The sequence below is a fragment of the Achromobacter sp. SIMBA_011 genome (genome assembly GCF_046535435.1).
In the GTDB taxonomy this organism is placed as follows: Bacteria; Pseudomonadota; Gammaproteobacteria; order Burkholderiales; family Burkholderiaceae_B; genus Achromobacter; species Achromobacter dolens.
In genome coordinates this window covers 100,796-121,195 of sequence record NZ_JAWRWN010000006.1, presented here as the reverse complement: position 1 = coordinate 121,195, position 20,400 = coordinate 100,796, and the positions used below count along the sequence as shown (strand labels likewise).

Annotated in this window: 18 protein-coding genes; 12 read left to right on the top strand and 6 right to left on the bottom strand. The window is 70.2% G+C overall.

Annotated features, from left to right (window positions below; translation table 11 throughout):
* Nucleotides 1–109: 109 nt before the first annotated feature.
* Together SB816_RS20510 and SB816_RS20505 are read right to left on the bottom strand one after the other, a co-directional pair.
* The gene (locus SB816_RS20510; protein ID WP_410547441.1) at nt 110–3,991 is read right to left on the bottom strand and encodes a S6 family peptidase; all 3,882 of its coding nucleotides are present in this window, start codon (nt 3,989–3,991) and stop codon (nt 110–112) included.
* A 108-nt stretch (nt 3,992–4,099) separates the two neighbouring features.
* Nucleotides 4,100–4,525, bottom strand: coding sequence for a PaaI family thioesterase (locus tag SB816_RS20505; protein ID WP_054503814.1), 426 nt, complete (start codon nt 4,523–4,525; stop codon nt 4,100–4,102).
* Between the two features lie 167 nt (nt 4,526–4,692).
* On the opposite strand from SB816_RS20505, the gene dinB reads away from it, so the two are divergent.
* The gene (gene dinB / locus SB816_RS20500; RefSeq protein WP_054503813.1) at nt 4,693–5,775 is read left to right on the top strand and encodes a DNA polymerase IV; all 1,083 of its coding nucleotides are present in this window, start codon (nt 4,693–4,695) and stop codon (nt 5,773–5,775) included.
* A 24-nt stretch (nt 5,776–5,799) separates the two neighbouring features.
* On the opposite strand, the gene SB816_RS20495 is transcribed toward dinB, so the two are convergent.
* On the bottom strand, nt 5,800–6,939 hold the full coding sequence (locus SB816_RS20495; RefSeq protein ID WP_410547440.1) for a hypothetical protein: 1,140 nt from the start codon (nt 6,937–6,939) through the stop codon (nt 5,800–5,802).
* A gap of 2 nt (nt 6,940–6,941) precedes the next feature.
* On the bottom strand, nt 6,942–7,403 hold the full coding sequence (locus SB816_RS20490; protein WP_054503811.1) for a GatB/YqeY domain-containing protein: 462 nt from the start codon (nt 7,401–7,403) through the stop codon (nt 6,942–6,944).
* Between the two features lie 168 nt (nt 7,404–7,571).
* Between SB816_RS20490 and hmpA the strand changes: the two genes are divergently transcribed.
* The 7 genes from hmpA (at nt 7,572) to SB816_RS20455 (ending at nt 14,756) form a co-directional block, all read left to right on the top strand.
* A complete protein-coding gene (gene hmpA, locus SB816_RS20485) occupies nt 7,572–8,789 on the top strand; it encodes an NO-inducible flavohemoprotein (RefSeq protein ID WP_336235487.1) in 1,218 nt (405 codons plus the stop codon).
* A 19-nt stretch (nt 8,790–8,808) separates the two neighbouring features.
* Entirely contained in the window at nt 8,809–9,246 is a 438-nt protein-coding gene (locus tag SB816_RS20480; protein ID WP_054503809.1) for an Rrf2 family transcriptional regulator, read from the top strand.
* 173 nt (nt 9,247–9,419) lie between these two features.
* On the top strand, nt 9,420–10,667 hold the full coding sequence (locus tag SB816_RS20475; RefSeq protein WP_054503808.1) for a D-amino acid dehydrogenase: 1,248 nt from the start codon (nt 9,420–9,422) through the stop codon (nt 10,665–10,667).
* 201 nt (nt 10,668–10,868) lie between these two features.
* The gene (locus SB816_RS20470) at nt 10,869–11,783 is read left to right on the top strand and encodes a DMT family transporter (protein WP_054416136.1); all 915 of its coding nucleotides are present in this window, start codon (nt 10,869–10,871) and stop codon (nt 11,781–11,783) included.
* An 80-nt stretch (nt 11,784–11,863) separates the two neighbouring features.
* Nucleotides 11,864–12,823 (top strand): proline dehydrogenase family protein, encoded by a 960-nt coding sequence (locus SB816_RS20465; RefSeq protein WP_064526359.1) that lies wholly within the window; start codon nt 11,864–11,866, stop codon nt 12,821–12,823.
* Nucleotides 12,824–12,886: 63 nt separating this feature from the next.
* Nucleotides 12,887–13,696 carry an AraC family transcriptional regulator gene (locus tag SB816_RS20460; RefSeq protein ID WP_336235488.1) on the top strand — a complete coding sequence of 270 codons (810 nt, stop codon included), beginning with the start codon at nt 12,887–12,889 and terminating at the stop codon, nt 13,694–13,696.
* A gap of 121 nt (nt 13,697–13,817) precedes the next feature.
* Nucleotides 13,818–14,756: an alpha/beta fold hydrolase gene (locus tag SB816_RS20455; protein WP_054503805.1), complete on the top strand. Its 939-nt coding sequence runs from the start codon at nt 13,818–13,820 to the stop codon at nt 14,754–14,756.
* Here SB816_RS20455 and SB816_RS20450 read toward each other — a convergent pair.
* Entirely contained in the window at nt 14,665–15,327 is a 663-nt protein-coding gene (locus SB816_RS20450; protein ID WP_144655179.1) for a flavodoxin family protein, read from the bottom strand. The two genes, SB816_RS20455 and SB816_RS20450, sit on opposite strands and share 92 nt — an antisense overlap.
* Nucleotides 15,328–15,452: 125 nt before the next feature.
* On the opposite strand from SB816_RS20450, the gene SB816_RS20445 reads away from it, so the two are divergent.
* Nucleotides 15,453–16,337, top strand: coding sequence for a LysR substrate-binding domain-containing protein (locus tag SB816_RS20445; protein WP_144655178.1), 885 nt, complete (start codon nt 15,453–15,455; stop codon nt 16,335–16,337).
* A 37-nt stretch (nt 16,338–16,374) separates the two neighbouring features.
* Here the strand turns inward: SB816_RS20445 and SB816_RS20440 are convergent, their stop codons facing one another.
* Nucleotides 16,375–17,709, bottom strand: a complete 1,335-nt coding sequence (locus SB816_RS20440) for an MFS transporter (RefSeq protein ID WP_054503802.1) — start codon at nt 17,707–17,709, stop codon at nt 16,375–16,377.
* Between the two features lie 97 nt (nt 17,710–17,806).
* Here SB816_RS20440 and SB816_RS20435 point away from each other — a divergent pair, with 97 nt between their 5' ends.
* From SB816_RS20435 to SB816_RS20425, 3 genes are all read left to right on the top strand, one after another.
* Nucleotides 17,807–18,757 (top strand): LysR substrate-binding domain-containing protein, encoded by a 951-nt coding sequence (locus tag SB816_RS20435; protein ID WP_240806421.1) that lies wholly within the window; start codon nt 17,807–17,809, stop codon nt 18,755–18,757.
* A gap of 1 nt (nt 18,758) precedes the next feature.
* A complete protein-coding gene (locus SB816_RS20430; RefSeq protein WP_144655177.1) occupies nt 18,759–19,646 on the top strand; it encodes a LysR family transcriptional regulator in 888 nt (295 codons plus the stop codon).
* A 101-nt stretch (nt 19,647–19,747) separates the two neighbouring features.
* Complete coding sequence (locus SB816_RS20425) at nt 19,748–20,377, top strand: glutathione S-transferase family protein (RefSeq protein WP_020927112.1); 630 nt, start codon at nt 19,748–19,750, stop codon at nt 20,375–20,377.
* Nucleotides 20,378–20,400 lie beyond the last annotated feature (23 nt).

Genomic DNA, 20,400 nt, shown 5'->3' with positions numbered 1-20,400 from the left:
CGCGGGTCTGATAATGTGGCGCGCGAGTCCTATATTGTTGCTGCTCGCTTGCCCGGCCAGTCGCCCGCCCCAGGGGGCGGGGCGAGGGATGATTTTGCATGCCCGCGTCTCAGAAGGCGTAGCGCATGTTCGCGTTGACCGCCTTGTCGACGTTGTACTTTCCGAAGGCGGAGCGTTCGAAGCCCAGGCTGAGCCGGGTGTGTTTCCTGATCTTGGCGTTCACGCCAAGCTCCATCAGCATCCGGCCATCCTTGCCGTGGCTGACGCGGGTTTCGCCGGCATCGTCACGCAGTACCGTCACGCCGGGGGCGCGCAGGTCGTATTGGTAGCTGAGCCCCGCGAACGAGGTCAGTTCCCAGTGCGCGCCCTGGAACGTCTTGCCGGCCGCCACGCCGACGCGCCCGATCAACGGCTTGTCCCGCCCATGCCGCACGCTGACGTTGGACGCGTTGTGCTGCCAGTCGAAGCGGTGGCCGGGCACTGCGCCGTACACCAGTTCGACCTGGGGTTCGACGTACATGCCCTTGGCGACGGCGAGGCGCCATCCGGTTTCGGCGCCGAGATACCAGGAATGCGAGCTGCGCTCCTGACGCGACAGGCCCATCGCCGGCATGGCGTAGCGGTCGAGGTTGCGCAGGTATTTGCCGATCACGTCGATATACAGCCCGGAGCGGAACAGGGTCGAGGCGTAGAGGCCGCCGCCGGTGGATCGGGTCTGGCCGGAGAAGGCGTCGCCGCTGTAGCGGTTGTCGGTGTGGGTCAAGGTGGCGCCGGCGAAGACGCTGGCCCCGCTGAACGTGAATTTGCGGTCGGCGCCGATCTGCAGAAGCGTATAGCGGTTTGAATAGCCGGTCCGGGCCGAACCGGAACCGCTCATCACGCGGGCCCAGCCGCCGGTCTCGCCAGGGGCGTCGCGCAGGTCCCCCATGCGGCGGTTCAGGTGATTCACTTCGGTCAGGAAATTGCGATAGTGGACGTCCATGAAGTTGCGGCCGTTGTCGACGTTTTTTTCGACCCGCCGCCTGTCGACGCCTTGCAGCACCCATTGCGTGGCGGTGTCGGTCTCGACGACGCCCACCAGCGGGATCAGGCGATGGAAGGCGAACTCCCGCTCGGGCGCGCTGATGGTGAAGACGTCGTTGCGGGAGCCCTTGGGCGCGGCGACCAGGACGACGGGCGCGGCGGGATTGGCCGAGGAGCGGGTCAGGGCGGGAGCCAGCGAGGGGGCCAGCCGGACATGCAGCGCGTTGTTCTGGCCGGTCAGGGACTGCGATACCGTGATGCGGTCGGCGGACTGGCCGTCGGTGGCCATGAACACCCGACTGTCGTCCAGGGCAAGCGAATCGACGCTGAGGGACGTGAAGCCAGGTCCGCTGGCCATATCCACCTGGACGCGGTCGAGCTGCGCCGATTTTGCCGACGATGCCGACTTCACCTGCCAGAACAGGTTTCGCATGGCCACGTCGGAGGCCGGCGCCGCGATGTCACCGGCATAGGCCGCGCGCGGCCCGTCCTGGGCGGCGGGTTCGCTGCCGCCCAGGTCGATGTGCGCGGCGTGGCTGGACAGAATGTCGCCGAACAGGCGGGTACGGGACCCGGTATCGAGGCGGCTGTCGTGGCCGGTCAGGGCCCAGGATGCGGCCGAGTAGGTCGTCCAGGGCGCATCGGCGGCGGCCGCGGCCAGCATCGACAGCGCGGCAGCGGTTTCCACTTGCACCACGCCATCGGAAATGATGCCGGCATGGCTGGTCACCCTGGCGTTGTCCTGCAGGCGCACCCGGGAACCGGCGAACCGGCTGGGGCGGTCCAGCACCGTGTGGGCCGAAGCGATGTACGTTTCGCTGTCGCTGCCATCGATGCCGCCGCTGAAGTAATCCGCGATGTGGAGCGTGGAGTGGTTCGCCAGCGTCACCCGCCCCTTGAACCGGCTGCGATCCGCATCGTCGCCGGCCTTCGATTCACCGGCAGTCGGCGTGGTCTTGATGCCATTGCCGTCGTTCAGGTCGATGTACACGAAGCTGCTGCCGAGGGTGACGGAGGAGCGGTCGGCATGGATATCGGTGGCGAGGTCGGCATTCCGGCCAAGATGGAAGTCCGCGTCCCGCAGTTCGAGCGACGCCATGCGGAACCGGCGTGTCTGCCAGTCGGGTTGCGTGAAGGACACGGGTTGGGTCAACACCGAATCATCGCCCGTGGCCTTGAGCTTGTTCGCGATGGCGACCGTGCTGGCGGCATGGGTGACCGGGTGTCCCTGCAGGTAAAGCTGGCCGTTGTGCTGGACGACCGTGCCGGTGGTGTCGATACCGCCATCGATGGCGAAGCTGTCGTGGGCGCTCGCATCGACGGTATTGGCGATGTTGATGTTGCCGGCGAAATGGCCATGCCACATGGTGGCGGCGTTGGTGACGCCGGGCCGGCTGAAGTCCAGGTTCACGGTGGCCGGCGGGCCGCTGTTGGCGAGGATGGCGCCTTCGTCGGCGCCGTTCAATTGATGGAAGACGAGGTCGTTGCCGTTGATGTCGAGCTTGCCCCCGCGGTAACCCCAACTGATGTTGTCGGGATCGATTTGCCGGCCGTCGGTCAGGACCAGGGTGGGGCGACCGCTGACGATGCGGGCGGCGCTGAACGCTTGCTGCGTTCCGGCCGCATCCGCCTGTTGCGCCAGGATGACCGTGCCGTCGCCGACATTCAACCTGCCGGGGTTGGCCCCGGTGGCGGCGACCCTGAGGGTGCCGGCGCCCAGCTTGTGGAGGCTGTCCGCCTCGACGCCGTTGACTTGCCAGTCGACCGTGCTGCCTTCGTTCACGACGATGCCGCCGCCCCGCCAGGTCTGGATATCGGCGGGCTTGACGGTGTAGTCGCCGTCGAAGGTGAGCGCGCCGGCCCCCTGGTCCACCGGCTGCGCCAGGACGATAGTGCCGCCGCCCTGAAACGTCACGTCCTGGCCGTTGTCCAGGGCGTCGGGGCCGGCGGCGTCGAGCCGGCCGCGCACGTCCCACGAGGCCGGGCCCTGGATCAGCGCGCCGGCGCCGGTGGCCTCGTCGTGGGTCCAGAGGAGGTCGCCATCGGCGGGGGCCGTGATGACGGGCGCCGCGGTCCGCTGCTGCATGACGTCGAGGATGTCCTCGAGGGGGATCACCGTATGGTGGGTGGTGATTCCGGTTATCTCGGTATAGCCGCTCAACACGCCCAGCACGACCCATTTGCCATCGCGGGCGTCCCAGGCGAAGAGCGGCGATCCGCTATCGCCGGGCACGCCGTAGGACGCCATCGGTCCCTGGGCCGGGTCGTAGAGGTCGCCGGAATGGGAAAGGAATGTCCAGAACGAAAAAAGGGGGCTTCCGACCGTGCCGCCCGTGCGGTAGAAGTAGGCGCGCTGGAGGTCGGTGATCTTGCCGGTCCGGTCCCGAAGGTATTGGTGGCCGGCCCCCACGCGATAGAAGACGGGAAAGCGGGTCTGGTCGCCATAGACGGGCAATCTGCCGGCGCGGGTCATGTCCAGGGGCGCTGCCTCGGTCACGATCTTGTTAAGCCTGGGCGTATGGAAATCGAGCCGCGCATGTTCGTTGCGGTTGACGATCGTGTAGGTGGTGTCGTCGCGATTGCCAAAGATCACGCGCCGATAGCCGCGGTTGTGCTTGACGCTGATGATGTGGCCGGGCGACACCAGGGTGGCGACGCCGGTCCGGTCCACGGAACCGAAATCGATCATGGGAGCGCGATTCAAGCTGGCATACGGCTTGCCCGCCTTGTCGTACAGCGGGATGTCCTGGGCGCCCGGCTGGAAGGCGCCCTTGTTTTCAGCGAAGTCGCGATAGGTCTGATAGGGGAGGTCGGTGCCGACGACGGAAGCATGGAGCGGCGTGGCGCCCAGCGCCGCCATCACGATCGACGCGCGGCCCAGGAACGGGCCGAGGCTGTCGCGGAAGCGGCCGCCGGGGGCCTTGGCGGTGACGTGGCGGATGCTGGGCGGCTTGTGTTTGCAATCCATGCGGCGCTTTCAATAAGGCATTCGGGAGCGCTCATTGTCATGGATTGGCGTCTCACGGCGAGTCCGATAATGTGGTGTCCGGACCCCGCCGCGGACCGGGCCGCCGCTTCAGTCGCCGCCGGGACGGCGGCGGATGATCTTGAAGGTGGCGGTGGCGCGCGCCACCAGTTCGCCGTCGGCGCGGCGGATGTCGCCCTCACAGAAGGCGATGGATCCGCCGCGGCGCAGGCAGCGCGCCTCGATCACCAGGTCGCCGGTGCCGGGCGACAGGAAGGTGGTGTTCATGTCGATGGTGGCCATGCCCTCGGTGGCATCGGCCGAACCACGCGCGGCCGCGCTCAGGGTGAAGTCCAGCACGCTCATCAGGGTGCCGCCGTGCACGTCGCCGCGGCTGTTGGTCAGGTCCTGGCGCCAGGGCAGCGAGGTGCGGGCGTAGGCCGGCGCGATGCTTTCGGGCACCAGGCCGATGAAGCTCATGAACGGGATGGCCAGGCCGAAATATTCGCCGGTGGCGGGGGTTGCGGTTGCAGTCATGGAGGTGGGCACGCAGGGAAAGGGAACGACGGGAATTTGGCGGTCATAATATCCACTTTTACGCCGCCGGCCCGCCAGGATGCGGCGGCCATGGCCGTTTTTTTCGGTGACCGTACTTTTCGCGCCCGTGTGCGCGCCATGCGGTCGCCGATCCGTTTTCCGCCGACATGAGCGACGTCACCCGCAAGATCGTACATATCGACATGGACGCGTTCTACGCCTCCGTGGAACAGCGCGACAACCCCGAACTGCGCGGCCAGCCGGTGGTGGTGGCGTGGACCGGGCCGCGCTCGGTGGTGTGCGCGGCGTCCTACGAGGCGCGCCGCTTCGGCGTGCATTCGGCCATGTCGGCGGTGCGCGCGCAGCGGCTCTGTCCGCAGGCGGTCTACGTGCCGCCCGACTTCAACCGCTACCGCGAGGTCTCGCGCCAGATCCGCCAGATCTTCGCCCGCCATACCGACCTGATCGAGCCACTGTCGCTGGACGAAGCCTACCTGGACGTCACCGTCAACAAGCTGGGGCTGCCGTCGGCCACCGAGGTGGCGCAGGTGATCCGCCAGCAGATCCGCGCCGAGACCGGCCTGACCGCGTCGGCCGGGGTGGCGCCCAACAAGTTCCTGGCCAAGATCGCATCCGACTGGAACAAGCCGGACGGCCAGTTCGTGATCCGTCCGAACCGGGTGCTGGAATTCCTGCAGCCGCTGCCGGTGCGCAAGGTGCCGGGCGTGGGCAAGGTGACGCAGGCGCGCCTGGAGCAACTGGGCATCCAGACGGTGGGCGACCTCGCCACGCATGGGGTCCAGGAACTGGAACACTACTTTGGCCGCTACGGCCGCCGCCTGTATGAGCTGGCGCGCGGCATCGACGAGCGCGAGGTGCAGACCGACCAGCCGCTGCAGCAGGTGTCGGCCGAGACCACGTTTTCCGAAGACGTGCGGCTGGACGCGATCGGCGAGGCCCTGGACCGCATGGCCGAGAAGGTCTGGAGCCAGGCGCTGAAAAAAGGCGCGCTGGGCCGCACGGTGGTGCTCAAGCTCAAGACCGACCGTTTCCGCATCCTGACGCGCAGCCAGACCAGCCCGCATCCGCCGGCGTCGGCCGCCGAACTGGCGGCGCTGGCGCGGCTGCTGTGCGAGCGTGTCGACCTGCCGGCGCAGACGCTGTACCGGCTGGCCGGCGTGGGCATGAGCAATTTCGCCGATCCGCAGGAGCAGACGCGCCAGCCGGATCTGTTCGGCGGCGCGTTCTGAGGGGCGGGGGCAGCGCGCGCCGTGTCAGGCGGCGTCGAGTTCGCGCTTGATCGAGGCGTTCTTGATGGCCTTGCGGCAGCGGGCGACGTAGGCCGGGTCGTTGGCGCAGGCCAGTCCCAGTTCCAGCAGCAGCCAGTCGCGCAGCCGCGCGTCGCCGTGCTTGAGCCTGGGATCCATGGCATCGACGCGCGCGAACAGGGCGTCGAATTCCTGGCTATCGCGCGAGGCGCCAGCGCCTTTTTCTCGGACGCAGAAGGCGGGCACCAGGACACTCAGGCCGTCGCCGTTGTCGGGCGTGGCCAGATCGGGGTATTGCGCCAGCGCGGCCCGCAGCGCGTCGTAGTCGCCGGCGTCGATGACCGGCTGCAGCGCATATTCGCGGCAGGCCGGGCCGATGCGCTTGTTGGCGCACAGATCGAGCGCGGCCTGCAGGCCGTCGCGGGCGCTGACGGCGGCCACCAGCCGACTCTTGATCGTATCGATCTCGTGGCGCTCGCTGCGCGTGTTGCACTGGGGCAGCAGCTTGAGCGCGGCGGCGGCGTCGCCATGGTCGGCCGCGTCGCGCAGCAGGATGCGGTAGCCCTGGTAGCGGTTGTCTTCCTCGCGGAAGATATGGGTGACGCGCAACTGCTGGATGTAGGGTTCGGCCGCGGCGGCGCGCGCCGCCTGGCTGGCGCCCGAGTGCAGGGCCAGTGCCAGCGCGTCTTCGATGATGTGCAGGGTGATGTGATTGAAGACGATGTCGTCGCGCAGCGGCGCGATGGCCTGCGCCATCGCGGCGGGCGCCAGGCGGGTGGCCTGGAACAGCAGGTACAGGCAGCGGGTGTAATCCAGCGTGCCATCGGCGTCGCCGGGGCGGCCATGGCTGCCGCGCCACAGGCCCAGCGTCACTGGGCGCGGCTCGCGGTAGCCCAGCGCCGAGCCGCCGCCCGCGCCCCAGCCGTGGCCGTTGTCCGGCTCGGCAGCCAGGCGTTCGATCACGGGCGCGATGGCGTCCGACAGGCGGCGCAGGGCCGCCGGGTCGGCCTGCAGCGGATCGGGCTGCGTGGCGTCATAGCGCGACTCGAAATGCTGCCGCGCCAGGTTGATCGCCGCCACGCAGTCGCCGATCGCCCCGCGCAGCGGCGGGGCCAGGGCGTCCAGCGTGTCGGCGGCGCCGGCCATGCTCAGGCGAGCCGGCCCTTGACCTGCTGCGACAGGGCGGTCATGTCGGCGCGGCCGGCCAGCGACTGCTTGAGCAGCGCCATGACCTTGCCCATGGCCGGGGCGCCGGTGACGCCCTGCGCGGCCACTTCGGCCAGCGCGGCGTCGATGGCGGCAGACACTTCCTCGGGCGTGGCGGCCTGCGGCAGGAATTCCTGCAGCACGACCAGTTCGGCCTTTTCCTGCTCGGCGGTCTCGGTGCGGCCGGCCTGCTCGAACGCGGCGATGGATTCGCGGCGCTGCTTGACCTGCTTCTCGATGATGGCGGTGATCTCGGCGTCGGTCAGGTCGCGGCGTTCGTCGACTTCCTTCTGCTTGACGGCGGCCAGCAGGAAACGCAGGGTGGCGAGGCGCTCGGCCGCCTTGGCGCGCATGGCGTCCTTGACGGCGTCGGAGAGGCGGGTCTTGAGCGTAGCGGTGCTCATGGGGGAACCTTTGTGGTGTTGCGTCAAAGACGCAGTGTAACCGTGGGGCGGTGATCCGTGGGGCGGCCCCGGCGGGCGCGGATTTTGCGCCTCCTTTTTAAACATGTATTATTAATGCATCTTTAAAAGGGATGGCCCAGGCGCCGTCCGCAGCGCAAGGAGCAGTCAATGTTGAGCCCGCAGATCCGTGTCCTGGTCAAGGCCACGGCCCCCGTCCTGAAAACCCATGGCGAGGCCCTGACGCGCCATTTCTACGCCCGCATGTTCCAGCACAATCCGGAACTCAAGCACATCTTCAACCAGGGGCACCAGGCGGGCGGCGAGCAGCAGCAGGCGTTGGCCGGCGCGGTCGCGGCCTACGCCGAGCATATCGACGACCCGTCGGTGCTGGCGCCGGTGGTGACGCGCATCGTCCACAAGCACGTCAGCCTGGGCATCCGGCCCGAGCACTACGCCATTGTCGGCAAGCACCTGCTGGCCTCGATCCGCGAAGTGCTGGGCGAGGCCGCCACCGATGAACTGGTCGACGCCTGGGCCGCCGCCTATGGCCAGTTGGCCGACATGCTGATCGCCGCCGAGGCGCGGTTGTACGCCGAGTCGGCCGCCAAACCGGGCGGCTGGACCGGCTGGCGCGCGTTCCGCGTGGTCTGCAAGCAGCCCGAAAGCGCCGAGATCACCTCGTTCTACCTGGCGCCGGCCGATGGCGGCGCGGTGCCGGCCTATCTCCCCGGTCAGTATGTGTCGGTGCGCGTCTACGTGCCGGAGCTGGGATTGATGCAGCCGCGTCAGTACAGCCTGTCGGACGCGCCGGGCCAGGACCGCCTGCGGATCTCGGTCAAGCGCGAAGCGGGCGGCGCGCACGGTCCGGCCGGACGCGTGTCCAATGCGCTGCACGACCGCCTGGAGGAAGGCGGCGTGCTGGACGTGGCGCCGCCGCAGGGCGACTTCCACCTGCGCGAGGACGGCGACGCGCCGGTGGTGCTGCTGAGCGGCGGGGTCGGGCTGACGCCCATGGTGTCGATCCTGAACCACTTGGTGGCCAACGGCGATGCGCGCCAGATCCGCTTCGTGCACGGCTGTCGCAATGCCGCGGCGCACGCCATGAAGGATCATGTCAACGACATCGCCGCGCGCCGCGGCAACGTGCGCAAGGCGGTGTTCTACGAGCAAGTCGGCGACGCCGACCGCCCGGGCCGCGACTACGACCATCATGGCCGGGTCGACCTGCGCGCCATCCGCGACGAGGCCATCGTGCCGGATGCCGATTACTACCTGTGCGGCCCGTCCGGTTTCATGCGGGCGCAGCGCGAAACGCTGCTGGCGCTGGGCGTGGCGCCGGGCCGCATCCACGCCGAGGCCTTCGGCAGCGGCGGCGCGCCGGCCTGAGCGGTGTATCCTGGCGTCCATGCAACTGACCCGATTCACCGACTTCGGCCTGCGCGTGCTGATGTATCTGACGCAGTGCCGCGACCGGCCCGCGGCGGTCACCATTCCGGAGATCGCCACGCGCTTCGACCTGTCGCGCAACCACCTGGTCAAGGTGGTGCATTTCATGTCGCAGCGCGGCTGGGTCAGCACGGCGCGCGGCAAGGGGGGCGGCCTGGCGCTGGCGCGCCCGGCCGGCGAGTACCGGCTGGGCGACCTGGTGCGCGAACTGGAACAGCAGGGCCCGCTGATCGACTGCCGCGAGCCGCCCTGTGCGCTGGACGGCGCCTGCCGCCTGGCGGGGGTGCTGGCGCAGACCCTGCAGGCGTTCTACGACGCGCTCAATGGCTATACCCTGGCGGACCTGGTGCGCGATCCGACCGCCGCGGCCATCATCAGGCTGCATCGCGCCGCCTGACGGCGGCGCCGGCGGCTCGCCGGGGGCCGTGGGCGTGACGTTTGGCGGCGAGGCCGGGCCATGAGCGCCGTCCATGAGCCGCGGTTATGGGTGCTGGGGCTTTGGTGATTTGCGGTCATCCGTCCCCCGCTTCAGAATAAGACCGTCGCCATTTTCTTATCGGGATGCAGGCTATGCGGGTATGCGTGATCGGCGCCGGGGTCGTGGGCGTGACCTCGGCTTATTTCCTTGCGCGTCAGGGCCACGAGGTCGTGCTGGTCGACAGCCACGCCCATCCGGCCGAGGTTTCCAGCTACGCCAACGGCGGCCAGCTCAGCTACAGCTACGTCGCGCCGCTGGCCGGGCCGGGCGTGTTGCCGAGCGTGCCGGGCTGGCTGCTGCGCGAGGATTCGCCGCTGCGTTTCCGGCCGCGGCTGGACCCGCATCAGTGGCGCTGGTGCCTGCGCTTCGCGCTGGCCTGTCGCGCCTCGGTGGCGCGCGAGTCCACCGCGCAATTGCAGGCGCTGTCCTTTCTCAGCCGCGACGCCATGCATGCCTTGCTGGAACAGGAAAACCTGGAATTCGGCCATCTGCGCAACGGCAAGCTGATCGCCTACCGCAGCGCGGCCCTGCTGGACAAGGCGCGCGCGCTGGTCGCCTACCAGGCGGCCCACGGCGCCGAGCAGCAGGTGCTGGACGCCGCCCAGACGTTGCAGCGCGAGCCGGCGCTGGCCGGCATGGGCGCCAGCCTGGCCGGCGCCATCTACACCCCGAGCGAAGAGGCGGGCGACTGCCGCCAATTCACGCAGGCGCTGTTCGAGCGGCTGCAAGCGCTGCCCAACGTGCATTGCGCCATGTCCAATCCCGTCGCCGGCCTGCAGCGCGAGGGCAGGCGCATCGTCGCGGTGCACGCCCAGGACGGCGACATCGGCGCCGACGCGGTGGTGCTGGCCACGGGCATCGGCACGCGCGCCTTGCTGCGACCGCTGGGCCACGATGTGCCGCTGTATCCGCTCAAGGGCTACAGCCTGACCGTGCCGCTGGCGGACGACGATACCGTGGCGCCGCGCATCAGCGTCACCGACTACGAGCGCCGCATCGTCTATGCGCGGGTCGGCGGGGTGCTGCGGATCGCGGCCATGGTGGACATCGGCAGCGCCAATGCCGACATCGATCCGGCCCGCATCGCGCTGCTCAAGCGCCAGGTGCGCGAGGCGTTTCCGGCGCTCGACCTGGCGCAGGCGATTCCCTGGGCCGGGCTGCGCCCGGCCACGCCCACCGGCAAACCGCTGATCGGACGCAGTTCCGCCGCCGACAACCTGTGGCTGAACATCGGCCAGGGCGCGCTTGGCTTCACCCTGGCCTGCGGCAGCGCGGCGCTGCTGACGGCGCAGATGGCGGGGCTGGATACGCCGCTGGATCCGCTGCCGTTCAGACCGTGAGGGTGGGGCCGCGCCCCTGCATTCCCCGCCCACGACGGCCTGGGATATGGCGGCCTCGGGAATGTCCATTTCAAGATAGTCCCTGCCTGTTCATCGGCAGACGGGCGCTCGCGCGCTCAATAGGATACCGGTCATCCGCCACCTGCGCGGCGCCGCGCGCCGCGGCGGAGAGCCGATTTCCCTTCCGCGAGTGAACCCATCATGTCCTACCTGTTTCCATTGTTCGCCATCCTGTTCTGGGCGGGCAATGTCATCGTCTCCAAGATGGCGGCCAGCGCCATTTCGCCCACCGCCATTACGTTCTACCGGCTGATCCTGGCGCTGGCGATCATGGGCCTGTTCACGGCCGTGCCGGCCTGGCGCAACCGCCATGTGATCCTGCGCCACTGGCCCAAGCTGGCGCTGTACGGCGGACTGTCGTCGGCGCTGTTCCAGGCGCTGTCGTACCGCGCCGCCGAGACCACCACCGCCACCAACATGGCAATCCTGACCGCGTTGATCCCGCTGCTGAGCATGCTGCTGAGCGTGGTCATCCTGCGCGATCCGCTGACCCTGGGCATGGCGGTCGGCGGCGCGCTGTCATTCCTGGGCCTGCTGTACCTGGTGGGGCAGGGCGAGATGCTGAGCGTGTTCCAGCACGGCATCCACGTGGGCGACGGCCTGATGCTGATGGCGGCGTTTTCCTACGCGCTGTACGGCGTGCTGCTGCGCCACTGGAAAGTGCCGCTGCCGGCGTGGCAGTCGACCTTCGTGCAGTCGATTTTCGCGCTGCTGTACATGCTGCCGCTGTACCTGCGGGTGCCGGCCGCGCAGGCGGCGCTGGACATGAAGACGATTCCGCTGATCCTGTATGCCGGCATTTTCTCTTCGGTGCTGCTGTCGTTCCTGTGGATCGAGGGCGTGCACCGCCTGGGGCCGAACCGCTGCAGCATCTTCATCAACCTGCTGCCGTTGTTCACCGCGCTGGCCGCGTTCGTGTTGCTGCGCGAGCAACTGCATTCCTACCACCTGCTGGGCGGCGCGGTGACCTTGCTGGGCGTGCTGCTGGCGCAGACGGTGCAGCGGCCGCTGTTCGGCCGCGCCCGGGCCGCCGCGCTGGCTGCCGGCAAGGCGTGACGGGCGCCGGCGCGGTTCACTCCCGTTCAAGACGGGACGGGGCCGGCGCCGCATAGTGGCTCTCTTTGAACGGAGAGCCCATGAGCCTTTTCCAGAAAACCGCCATCGCCCTGGCGCGCAGCCCGGGCGCCGGACGCGCCATGCGCGCATTGGCCGCGCGCACCCCGCTGGCGCGCCGCTTCGTCGGCGGCGCCGATGTCGAGGCGGCGGTGCGCACCGCCGCGCGGCTGCGCGAGGCGCACGGCATCCGCGCTTCGCTGTTCTACCTGGGCGAATACGTGGCCGACCCGGCGGCGATCGAACACAACACGCAGCAGGCCATGCAGGCCTGCGCCGCGCTGGGCCGGGCGGGGCTGGACGTGCACGTATCGATCGATCCCACCGCCATTGGCTACATGCGCGACGATGCGCTGGGGCGCGGCAACGCCCGGCGCATCGCGGTGGCGGCGCGCCAGGCCGCGGGTGGCGGGCGCGACTGGGTGGTGCTGGACATGGAGGACTCGGGCCTGCGCGAACGCACCTGCGCCTTGCACGCGGAACTGCTGGGCGCCGGCCTGCCGGCCGGCCTGACGCTGCAGGCGCGCCGGCGCCGCACGCCGGTCGACCTGGCCTGGGCCATCGGCCAGCGCACCTCGCTGCGGCTGGTCAAGGGGGCGTTCCCGGAACGCGCGCTGGATCATGCCGGCCGCGCCCATATCGACCAGGCCTATCTGGACGCGGCCGCCATCATGCTGTCGCCCCAGGCGCGCGCGGCCGGCTTCCTTCCGGTCTTCGGCACCCATGACGACCGCCTGGCCGGCGCCATCATGGCCTTGGCGCGCGAGCGGGGGTGGGGGGCGGACGAGTTCGAGTTCGAGATGCTCTATGGCGTGCGGCCCGACTGGCAACTGGCGCTGCGGCGCCTGGGCTACGCCGTCCGGGTGTACCTGCCATTCGGGGCGGACTGGTGGCCCTATGCGGTCCGGCGGGTGGGCGAGCATCCGCGCAATGCATGGCTGCTGGCGCGGTCGTTGGCCGCGGAAGGGGACTATTTCGGGTAGCCTGTCGCCAGTGGCCGGGCTTGCCGAGGCCGCGCCCGAGCGTTTTTCACTGGCGGTTTTCCGATGGCGGTTTCCCAACATATCTGGCATTGCGGCGCCGGCCTGCCCGGCGATGTGCTGATCGCCGACCTGCGCGCCTACCGGTACGACGCGCATTTCCACGACGCCTGGTCGATCGGCGCCATCGCGCGCGGGCGCTGCGCCTTCACGGTGCACGGCCGCCCCTTCGAGGCGGGCGAGGGCGATCTGGTGGTGATCGCGCCGGGCCAGGTGCATACCGGCGGCACGTCGGCCGGCCTGCTCGCCTACCGCATGGCGTACATCGAGCCGGCCTGGTTCCAGCAGCACGCCCTGGCGCTGCGCGAGGGCGGACTGGACCTGCCCGGGCCGGTGATCCGCGACGCGCCCCTGTGCGCGCAATGGCTGGCCGCGCTGGCGCCTGACCATACCGATGACGCGGCGCGCCGCGGCGACCTGTCGGCGGCGCTGTTCCGGCTGTTGGCGGCGCATGGGCGGGCGCCCGCCGAGGCGGCGCGAGATGGCGCCGACGTGTGCGAACTGCTGTGGCAAAGGATGCGCGCCGATCCTGCCTGCGCGCCCGACCTGGAGGCGCTGGCGCGGGCCGATGGCCGCCACCGCAGCACCCTGGTCAAGCAGTTCGCGCGCCGCTACGGTCTGCCGCCGCAGGCCTGGCTGCGCAATTGGCGGGTGGCGCGCGCCCGCGCGCTGCTGCGCGGCGGGCTGCCGCTGGCCGAGGCGGCGCTGGCGGTGGGCTTTGCCGACCAGGCGCACCTGACGCGGGTGTTCAAGCAGGTCTATGGCAGTCCGCCCGGCGTGCTGCGTCGATCGGCGGCCCGCAAAGCCGCCGAATGACATTCCCATGGCTCATGTAATGAGCGATGAATGATCGGTTGAATCAGGGGTTTTTACCGGATTTAATCGCATCATATGGCGTCCGTCGACGCCGTATTGATTGATTCAAGGGAATGTGAAGATGGACTCGCAACGCATCACGCTGCGCGCCGCGGACGGCGTGCCGCTGGGAGGCTACGTGTGGCGTCACGCCGACCCCGATCCGGCCGGCCCGCGTCCGGTGGTGGTCATCAATGCCGCCACCTCGGTGCGCTGCCGCTATTACGCGCGCTTCGCGGCCTACCTGCACCAACACGGTTTCGATGTGCTGACCTACGACTATCGCGGCATCGGCGAGTCGCGTCCGGCGTCGCTGCGCGGTTTCCGGGCGTCCTGGATGGATTGGGGCGAGAAGGATTTCGAGGCGGTGCTGGGGTATGTGCGCCACCATTTTCCGGGCCAGCCGGTGGACGTGGTGGCGCACAGCATCGGCGGCTTCGTCACCGGGCTGGCGCCGTCGGCCAGCGGGCTGCGGCGCATTTTCACCATGGGGGCGCAATACGCCTACTGGCGCGATTACGCCGCCGGCCAGCGCCTGCGCATGCTGGCCAAGTGGCATGTGGCGATGCCGCTGCTGGCCGCCTGCCTGGGTTACTTCCCCGGGCGTCGGCTGGGCTGGCTGGAGGACACGCCGCGCGGCGTGGTGCGTGACTGGAGTTTCATGGGCGCACGCTTCGAGGGGCGTGGCGGGCCGGATCGCCGCGTCGCCGCGATGGCGGCGGTGACCGCCCCGATCCTGGCGCTCAGCGTCACTGATGACGAATTCGGCACCGAAGCCGCCATCGCCCGGCTGCTGGCGTATTTCACCGGCAGCGCCCGCACCCACCTGCGCCTGGCGCCGGCCTCGCTGGGGTTGGACGCGATCGGCCATTTCGCCTTTTTCCATGACCGCTTTCGCGACACGCTGTGGCCGATCGCCCTGGGCTGGCTCAGCCGCGGGGAGCGGCGGCTGGCGGGGGCGACGCCCATACGTTGTGACTGCGTGGCGTCTCTAGCCGATAGTCCGAGTATTTCCGCGTGAAGAACTCCGCGCCCAGCGTTTCGGCCGCCAGCAACGGATTGCGGGGATCCGCCGCGATCTCGCCGCGGCTGTTGCCGGCGCCGTGGACCACCCCGACGAAATCGGCGTGGGTGTAGCGCGCGAATTCCTGCACCTGGTGCACCACGCCCAGGATCGCGCCGGGATAGGTTTCCTCGGACGCCACCGCCAGGGCCAGGCGCTTGCCGGCCATGCGCGCCTTGACCGCCTCGGGTTCGGGGCCGGTGCCGGCGTAATGCGTGAACGAGCGGTCGAAGAATGCCTTGGTCTGCGCCGACATGCCGTACCAGTAGAGCGGGGTGCAGAACAGCACGCCGTCGGCGGGCAGAAAGTGTTCCAGGAACAGCTCGGCGTAGCGGTCGTCCGGCGCCGAGGCATGGCGCAGGTCTGGCAGGAAGCCTTTGATGTAGTCGTCCAGGAACAGCAGGCTGGCATGGATGCCGGCGGCCTGCGCGCCGCGTTGCGCCGCGGCGCCGAGCGCGGCGCTGTTGCCGTCGCGGCGAGGGCTGCCGGCCAGGATCAGCAGGCGCTTTGATTGATGAGCTGGATTCATGTTTGGATGCCTCGATTAGTGAAACAAAAAGGGAAGATGCGAGGCAAAATTTACGCAGCGGCGTGCATCAGGACAAACGAGGATTTCTTGGCTAAGATGAGTTGAATTCATCTGAATGGCACGCCATGTTTGCTTCCCTGCCCGTCACCGCCCTGCGCGCCTTCGAGGCCGCCGCGCGCTTGCGCAGCTTCAAGGCGGCCGCGGCCGAGCTGGCCGTGACGCCCACGGCGGTTTCGCATCAGATCAAGGCGCTGGAGCGCCACGCCGGCGTGGCCTTGTTCGACCGGGTGCCGCAGGGCGTGCGCCTGACCGACGCCGGCGCGCGGCTGTTCGCCAGCGCGCACGGCGCTTTGTTGGACATCGCCCAGACGCTGGATACGCTGCGGCCGGCCAGCGCGGCCGGCGCGCTGACGTTGTCCACCACGCATTCGTTCGCGGCTTTGTGGCTGGTGCCGCGGCTGGGCCGCTTCTACCAGGCCTATCCGCAGTACCAGTTGCGCCTGCAGGCGCAGGCCGAGACGATCGACCTGCTGCAGGACGCCAGCGTCGACGTGGCGATCCGCTACAGCCGCCAGCGCTATCCCCTGCTGCACGCGGCGTGCACGCTGCAGGAGCGGTTCGGGGTCTACGGCGCGCCCGCGGTGGTGGCGCAGGCGCGGCGGGCGCGCCCCGCGCTGGTGACCGTGCGCTGGCGCGATTCGGCGCTGTATGACGAGGGCTGGCTGCAGTGGTGCGAGGCGGCCGGGCTGCCGGCCTGGCGCAAACCGGCGGCGCTGCACGCCTATGCGGAAGAGCACTACGCGTTGCAGGCGGCCATCGCGGGGCAGGGACTGGTGCTGGCCAGTTCGGTCATGGTTTCGGATAGTGTCGCGGCCGGCACGCTGGTGCCGCTGCGTCCCGAGGTCAGCGTGGCCGGCGCGGCCTACACCGCGCTGTGCGCGCCGGGGCGCGAGCGCCATCCGCCGGTCAAGGCGTTCCTGGCGTGGCTGCGGCAGGAATTCAAGGACTAGCGGCGGCGTTGGTCGATGCGTGCCGGTCGACGCGCATTCACGGCCGTGCCGGTCGCGGCAACAGCGGCAAGATTGCCAGCATGGCGCCGCCGGCGGCCAGCCAGGCCAGCGGCCAGGACGCGGCCGCCACCAGCCGCGGCAGCGCCAGCGGCGTCAGGAACAATCCCAGGTAGCCGCAGGTGTTGGCCAGCCCCAGCGCGGTGCCGGCGCGGGCGGCGCCGGCCAGCGTGACCAATTCGGTGTAGGCCACGCCGTGCCAGGCCGAGGCGCAGATGCCGGCGGCGGCCAGCAGCACCGGCACGGCCAGCAGCGCCGCGCGGTTGCCGGGAACCGCGCCCTGGAGCCAGGCCGCGGCCGCCAGCGCCACGAACAACACACAGCCCAGCCAGACGCAGCCGCGCAGGTAGGCGCGGCGATTGCCGTGGCGGTCGGTCCAGCGGCCGCCGGCGATGCGCGCCACCATGGCGCCCAGTTGCACCGCCACCATCACGGCGGTCAGCGTGGCGATGCCGGCGCCGCTGAAGTCATGCAGAAATACGGTGGCGAACGTCAGCACCGCGAATTGCGGGCAGCAGAGCAGGCCGATCGCCACCGCCGCGCGCCATACCCTGGCGTCGCGCAGGGGGCTCGACGCGGCGGCGATCGGCGTGTGGGTTGCGGCTCGGGAGCGCGGGGAGGTTGTCGGGGTGTTGTCGCCGGCGTGGGAGGCTGCGGTGGAGCCGGCCGCCGTGGCGGGGTGCGCCCGATCCGGCTCGCGCAGCCATCCCAGCGTCAGCAGCGCGGCGCCCGCGCACAGGCCGGCCAGCAGGCCGAAGACCGCGCCGAAACCGGCCCGCGACGCCAGCCAGGGCAGCACCAGCGCGCCCAGTCCGCCGCCCAGCGGCACGGCGGTCTGGCGGATGCTCATCGCCAGGCCGCGCTCGCCTTCGTCGAACCACGCCATCACCGCGCGACCGCTGGCGCCGTTGACGCTGCCGCCCATCACGCCCACCAGCAGCAGGCCCAGCGCCAGCAGCCACAAGGCGGGCGCGACGCCGTGGGCCGGCGCGGCGAACAGACTCATCCAGGCCAGCGCCGCGGCCGTCGCGCCCAGGCCGCCCAGCAGCACCGGCCGGTCGCCCCAGCGGTCGGCCAGCAGGCCCCAGGGCAGCTCGAACAACGCCACGCCCAGGCCGAGCACGCCGAGCGCCAGGCCCAGTGCGTCGTTGTCCAGTTGATAGTCCGCGCGCAGGAAGACGGCGGTGGCGGGCAGCCCGGCCGCCGCTGCGGAGAAGGCAGCATTGGCGGCCACCCCCACCGCCAGCACCTTCCAGCGGTGGGTGGGGCGCGCGGCAGGGGTTGGGGCGGAGAGCGCGGAGGCGGGCAGGGACATGACGGTTCCAGATGGGATTGACGCGGCAAAGTCTGCGCCCGTAACATCATTCTGAAAATCGGGAAATTTTTAACTAAAGGTTTTGAAAAACAGGATGATCAGGCCTGTCACCTTTGACCTGGACGTGCTGCGCAGCTTCGTCGCGGGGGTGGAGCTGGGCAGCTTCGGCCGCGCGGCCGACCGCCTCGGGCGCTCGACTTCGGCCGTCAGCGCGCAGTTGAAAAAACTCGAGGAACAGGCCGGCGTGCCGCTGCTGCGCAAGGCCGGTCGCGGCCTGGCGCTGACCGACGCGGGCGAGACCATGCTGGCGTACGCGCGCCGGCTGCTAGATCTGAACGATCAGGCTTCGGTGGCGGTGCGCGGCACGCGCTTGCAGGGGCGGGTGCGCCTGGGGCTGCAGGAGGATTTCGGCGAGATCCTGCTGCCGCGCGTGCTGGGCCAGTTCGCCCGCGCCCATCCGCAGGTGCGGATCGAAGCCCGGGTGGCGCGCAATGCCGAGCTGCTCGAACGCGTCGCGGCGGGCGAGCTGGACCTGGCGCTGGCCTGGGACCATGACGCGGCGCGGCCGCATGGCCAGCGGCTGGCTGAACTGCCGCTGTGCTGGATCGGTCCGGCCGCGACGGGCCCGGCGCGCGATGCCGACGGCGCCTGGCCGCTGGTGGCGTTCGAGGCGCCCTGCCTGTTCCGCAGCCGCGCCACCGATGCCCTGGACCGCGCCGGCATCGCCTGGACCTCGGCTTTCATCAGCCCCAGCCTGGCGGGCCTGTGGGCGGCGGTCAGCGCGGGGCTGGGGCTGATGGTGCGCACGCCGCTGGGGCTGCCCGCCGGGTTGCGGGTAATGGCGCCGGGCGAGCAGGGCCTGCCGTCGTTGCCGCCGTTGTCGCTGTCGCTGTATCACGCGCAAGGCCGGCCCGGCCCGGTGGCCGCGGCCCTGGCCGATATCGTGCGGCGCTGCGTGCGCGACAGCGTCGCGGCGCTGCCGGCCATGCCGGGCCTGCCGGCGTGCATCCCTTCCGAGGAGGCCGAGCGCCTTGAACCGATTCCATGAAATGACTGTCTTCCTGGCGGTGGCCGAGGCCCAGAGCTTTGCCGCCGCCGCGCGCCGGCTGGCGATGTCGGCGCCGAGCGTGACGCGCAGCGTCGCGGCGCTGGAGCGCCGGCTGGGCACGCTGCTGCTGGTGCGCACCACCCGCAGCCTGCGCCTGACCGAAGCCGGCCAGCGCTACGCGGCCGATTGCCGCGCCATTCTTGAAGCCGTGGAGCAGGCCGACGACGCCGCCGCCGGGGCGATGGCGGCGCCGCGCGGATCGCTGCGCATCACCGCGCCGGCGCGCTTCGGTGAACTGCACGTGATGCCGGCGGTGCTGGGCTACCTGCGCCAGCACCGCGAGGTGTCGGTGAACGCCCTGCTGGTGGACCGCGTGGTGAATCTGCTGGACGAGGGCGTGGACGTGGCGGTGCGCATCGGCGCCTTGCCCGACTCCACCCTGACGGCGGTGCCGGTGGGGCAGGTGCGGCGGGTGGTGTGCGCCTCGCCCGACTTCCTGCAGCGCCACGGCACGCCCGACAGTCCCGACGCGCTGGCGCGCTTTTGCACCATCACGGCCGCGATGGAAGGGCGCGGCGCGCAATGGCGTTTCCTGCAGGACGGCCAGCCGCGGCGCCTGCCGCTGGCATCGCAGTTGACGGTGACTTCGTTCCAGGCCGCGGTGGCGGCGGCCTGCGAGGGCTGGGGGCTGACCCAGGTGGTGTCCTACCAGGTGGCGCGCGACCTGGCCAGCGGCGCTTTGCAGGTGGTGCTGCGCGACTACGAAATGGCGCCGCTGCCGGTGCACGTGGTGTATCCGGAAGGGCGCAAGAGTTCGGCCAAGGTGCGCAGCTTCGTCGACTTCTGCGTCGACGCGCTGCGCCGCGACCTGGCCGCCCTTCCGGCTTGATCCTTTCACTGGCGGCAATGGTGTCTTGCGCGCCGTGGCCGTTCCCCGGCGGGCGCGGGCGGTTCAAGATGGAGGCCTGTTTCCTCTATCCGAGATACCCCATGTCCGCCGCTCCCCTGACGTTCTACAGTTTTCCCCTGTCCGGCCATTCGCACCGCGTGGCCCTGATGCTGTCGCTGCTGGATGTGCCGCACCGCAATGTCGAAGTCGATCTGCGCAGCGGCGCGCAGAAGCGGCCCGAGTTCCTGGCGCTGAACGCGTTCGGCCAGGTGCCGGTGATCGACGACAACGGCGTGGTGGTGGCCGATTCCACCGCGATCCTGGTGTACCTGTGCAAGCGCTACAACGGCCAAGCCTGGCTGCCCGAGGACGCGGTGGGCGCGGCGGCGGTGCAGCGCTGGCTGTCGGCCGCCTCCGGCCCGCTGGCGGCCGGCCCGGCCGCGGCGCGGCTGGTGACGGTGTTCGGCGCCCCGTATGACGTGCCGGCCACGCTGGCGCGCGCGCATGCCTTGCTGGCGGTGATGGAGCGGGAGCTCGCGGCCACCGGCTACCTGGCCGGCGCCGCGCCGACGCTGGCCGACGTGGCCTGCTACACCTACGTGGCGCATGCGCCGGAAGGCAACGTGTCGCTGGCGGATTATCCGCGGGTGCGCGACTGGCTGGCGCGGATCGAGGCGCTGCCGCGCTTCGTGCCGATGGTGGCGTCTCCCGTGGGATTGCGGGCGGCGTGAACGCAAGCGCCCGCGCGCAAGGA

Excerpts from the sequence above, each read along its gene's own strand:
- SB816_RS20510 (WP_410547441.1), bottom strand. The coding sequence starts at position 3,991 with ATGGATTGCAAACACAAGCCGCCCAGCATCCGCCACGTCACCGCCAAG.
- SB816_RS20505 (WP_054503814.1), bottom strand. The coding sequence starts at position 4,525 with ATGACTGCAACCGCAACCCCCGCCACCGGCGAATATTTCGGCCTGGCC.
- dinB (WP_054503813.1), top strand. The coding sequence starts at position 4,693 with ATGAGCGACGTCACCCGCAAGATCGTACATATCGACATGGACGCGTTC.
- SB816_RS20495 (WP_410547440.1), bottom strand. The coding sequence starts at position 6,939 with ATGGCCGGCGCCGCCGACACGCTGGACGCCCTGGCCCCGCCGCTGCGC.
- SB816_RS20490 (WP_054503811.1), bottom strand. The coding sequence starts at position 7,403 with ATGAGCACCGCTACGCTCAAGACCCGCCTCTCCGACGCCGTCAAGGAC.
- hmpA (WP_336235487.1), top strand. The coding sequence starts at position 7,572 with ATGTTGAGCCCGCAGATCCGTGTCCTGGTCAAGGCCACGGCCCCCGTC.
- SB816_RS20480 (WP_054503809.1), top strand. The coding sequence starts at position 8,809 with ATGCAACTGACCCGATTCACCGACTTCGGCCTGCGCGTGCTGATGTAT.
- SB816_RS20475 (WP_054503808.1), top strand. The coding sequence starts at position 9,420 with ATGCGGGTATGCGTGATCGGCGCCGGGGTCGTGGGCGTGACCTCGGCT.
- SB816_RS20470 (WP_054416136.1), top strand. The coding sequence starts at position 10,869 with ATGTCCTACCTGTTTCCATTGTTCGCCATCCTGTTCTGGGCGGGCAAT.
- SB816_RS20465 (WP_064526359.1), top strand. The coding sequence starts at position 11,864 with ATGAGCCTTTTCCAGAAAACCGCCATCGCCCTGGCGCGCAGCCCGGGC.
- SB816_RS20460 (WP_336235488.1), top strand. The coding sequence starts at position 12,887 with ATGGCGGTTTCCCAACATATCTGGCATTGCGGCGCCGGCCTGCCCGGC.
- SB816_RS20455 (WP_054503805.1), top strand. The coding sequence starts at position 13,818 with ATGGACTCGCAACGCATCACGCTGCGCGCCGCGGACGGCGTGCCGCTG.
- SB816_RS20450 (WP_144655179.1), bottom strand. The coding sequence starts at position 15,327 with ATGAATCCAGCTCATCAATCAAAGCGCCTGCTGATCCTGGCCGGCAGC.
- SB816_RS20445 (WP_144655178.1), top strand. The coding sequence starts at position 15,453 with ATGTTTGCTTCCCTGCCCGTCACCGCCCTGCGCGCCTTCGAGGCCGCC.
- SB816_RS20440 (WP_054503802.1), bottom strand. The coding sequence starts at position 17,709 with ATGTCCCTGCCCGCCTCCGCGCTCTCCGCCCCAACCCCTGCCGCGCGC.
- SB816_RS20430 (WP_144655177.1), top strand. The coding sequence starts at position 18,759 with ATGACTGTCTTCCTGGCGGTGGCCGAGGCCCAGAGCTTTGCCGCCGCC.
- SB816_RS20425 (WP_020927112.1), top strand. The coding sequence starts at position 19,748 with ATGTCCGCCGCTCCCCTGACGTTCTACAGTTTTCCCCTGTCCGGCCAT.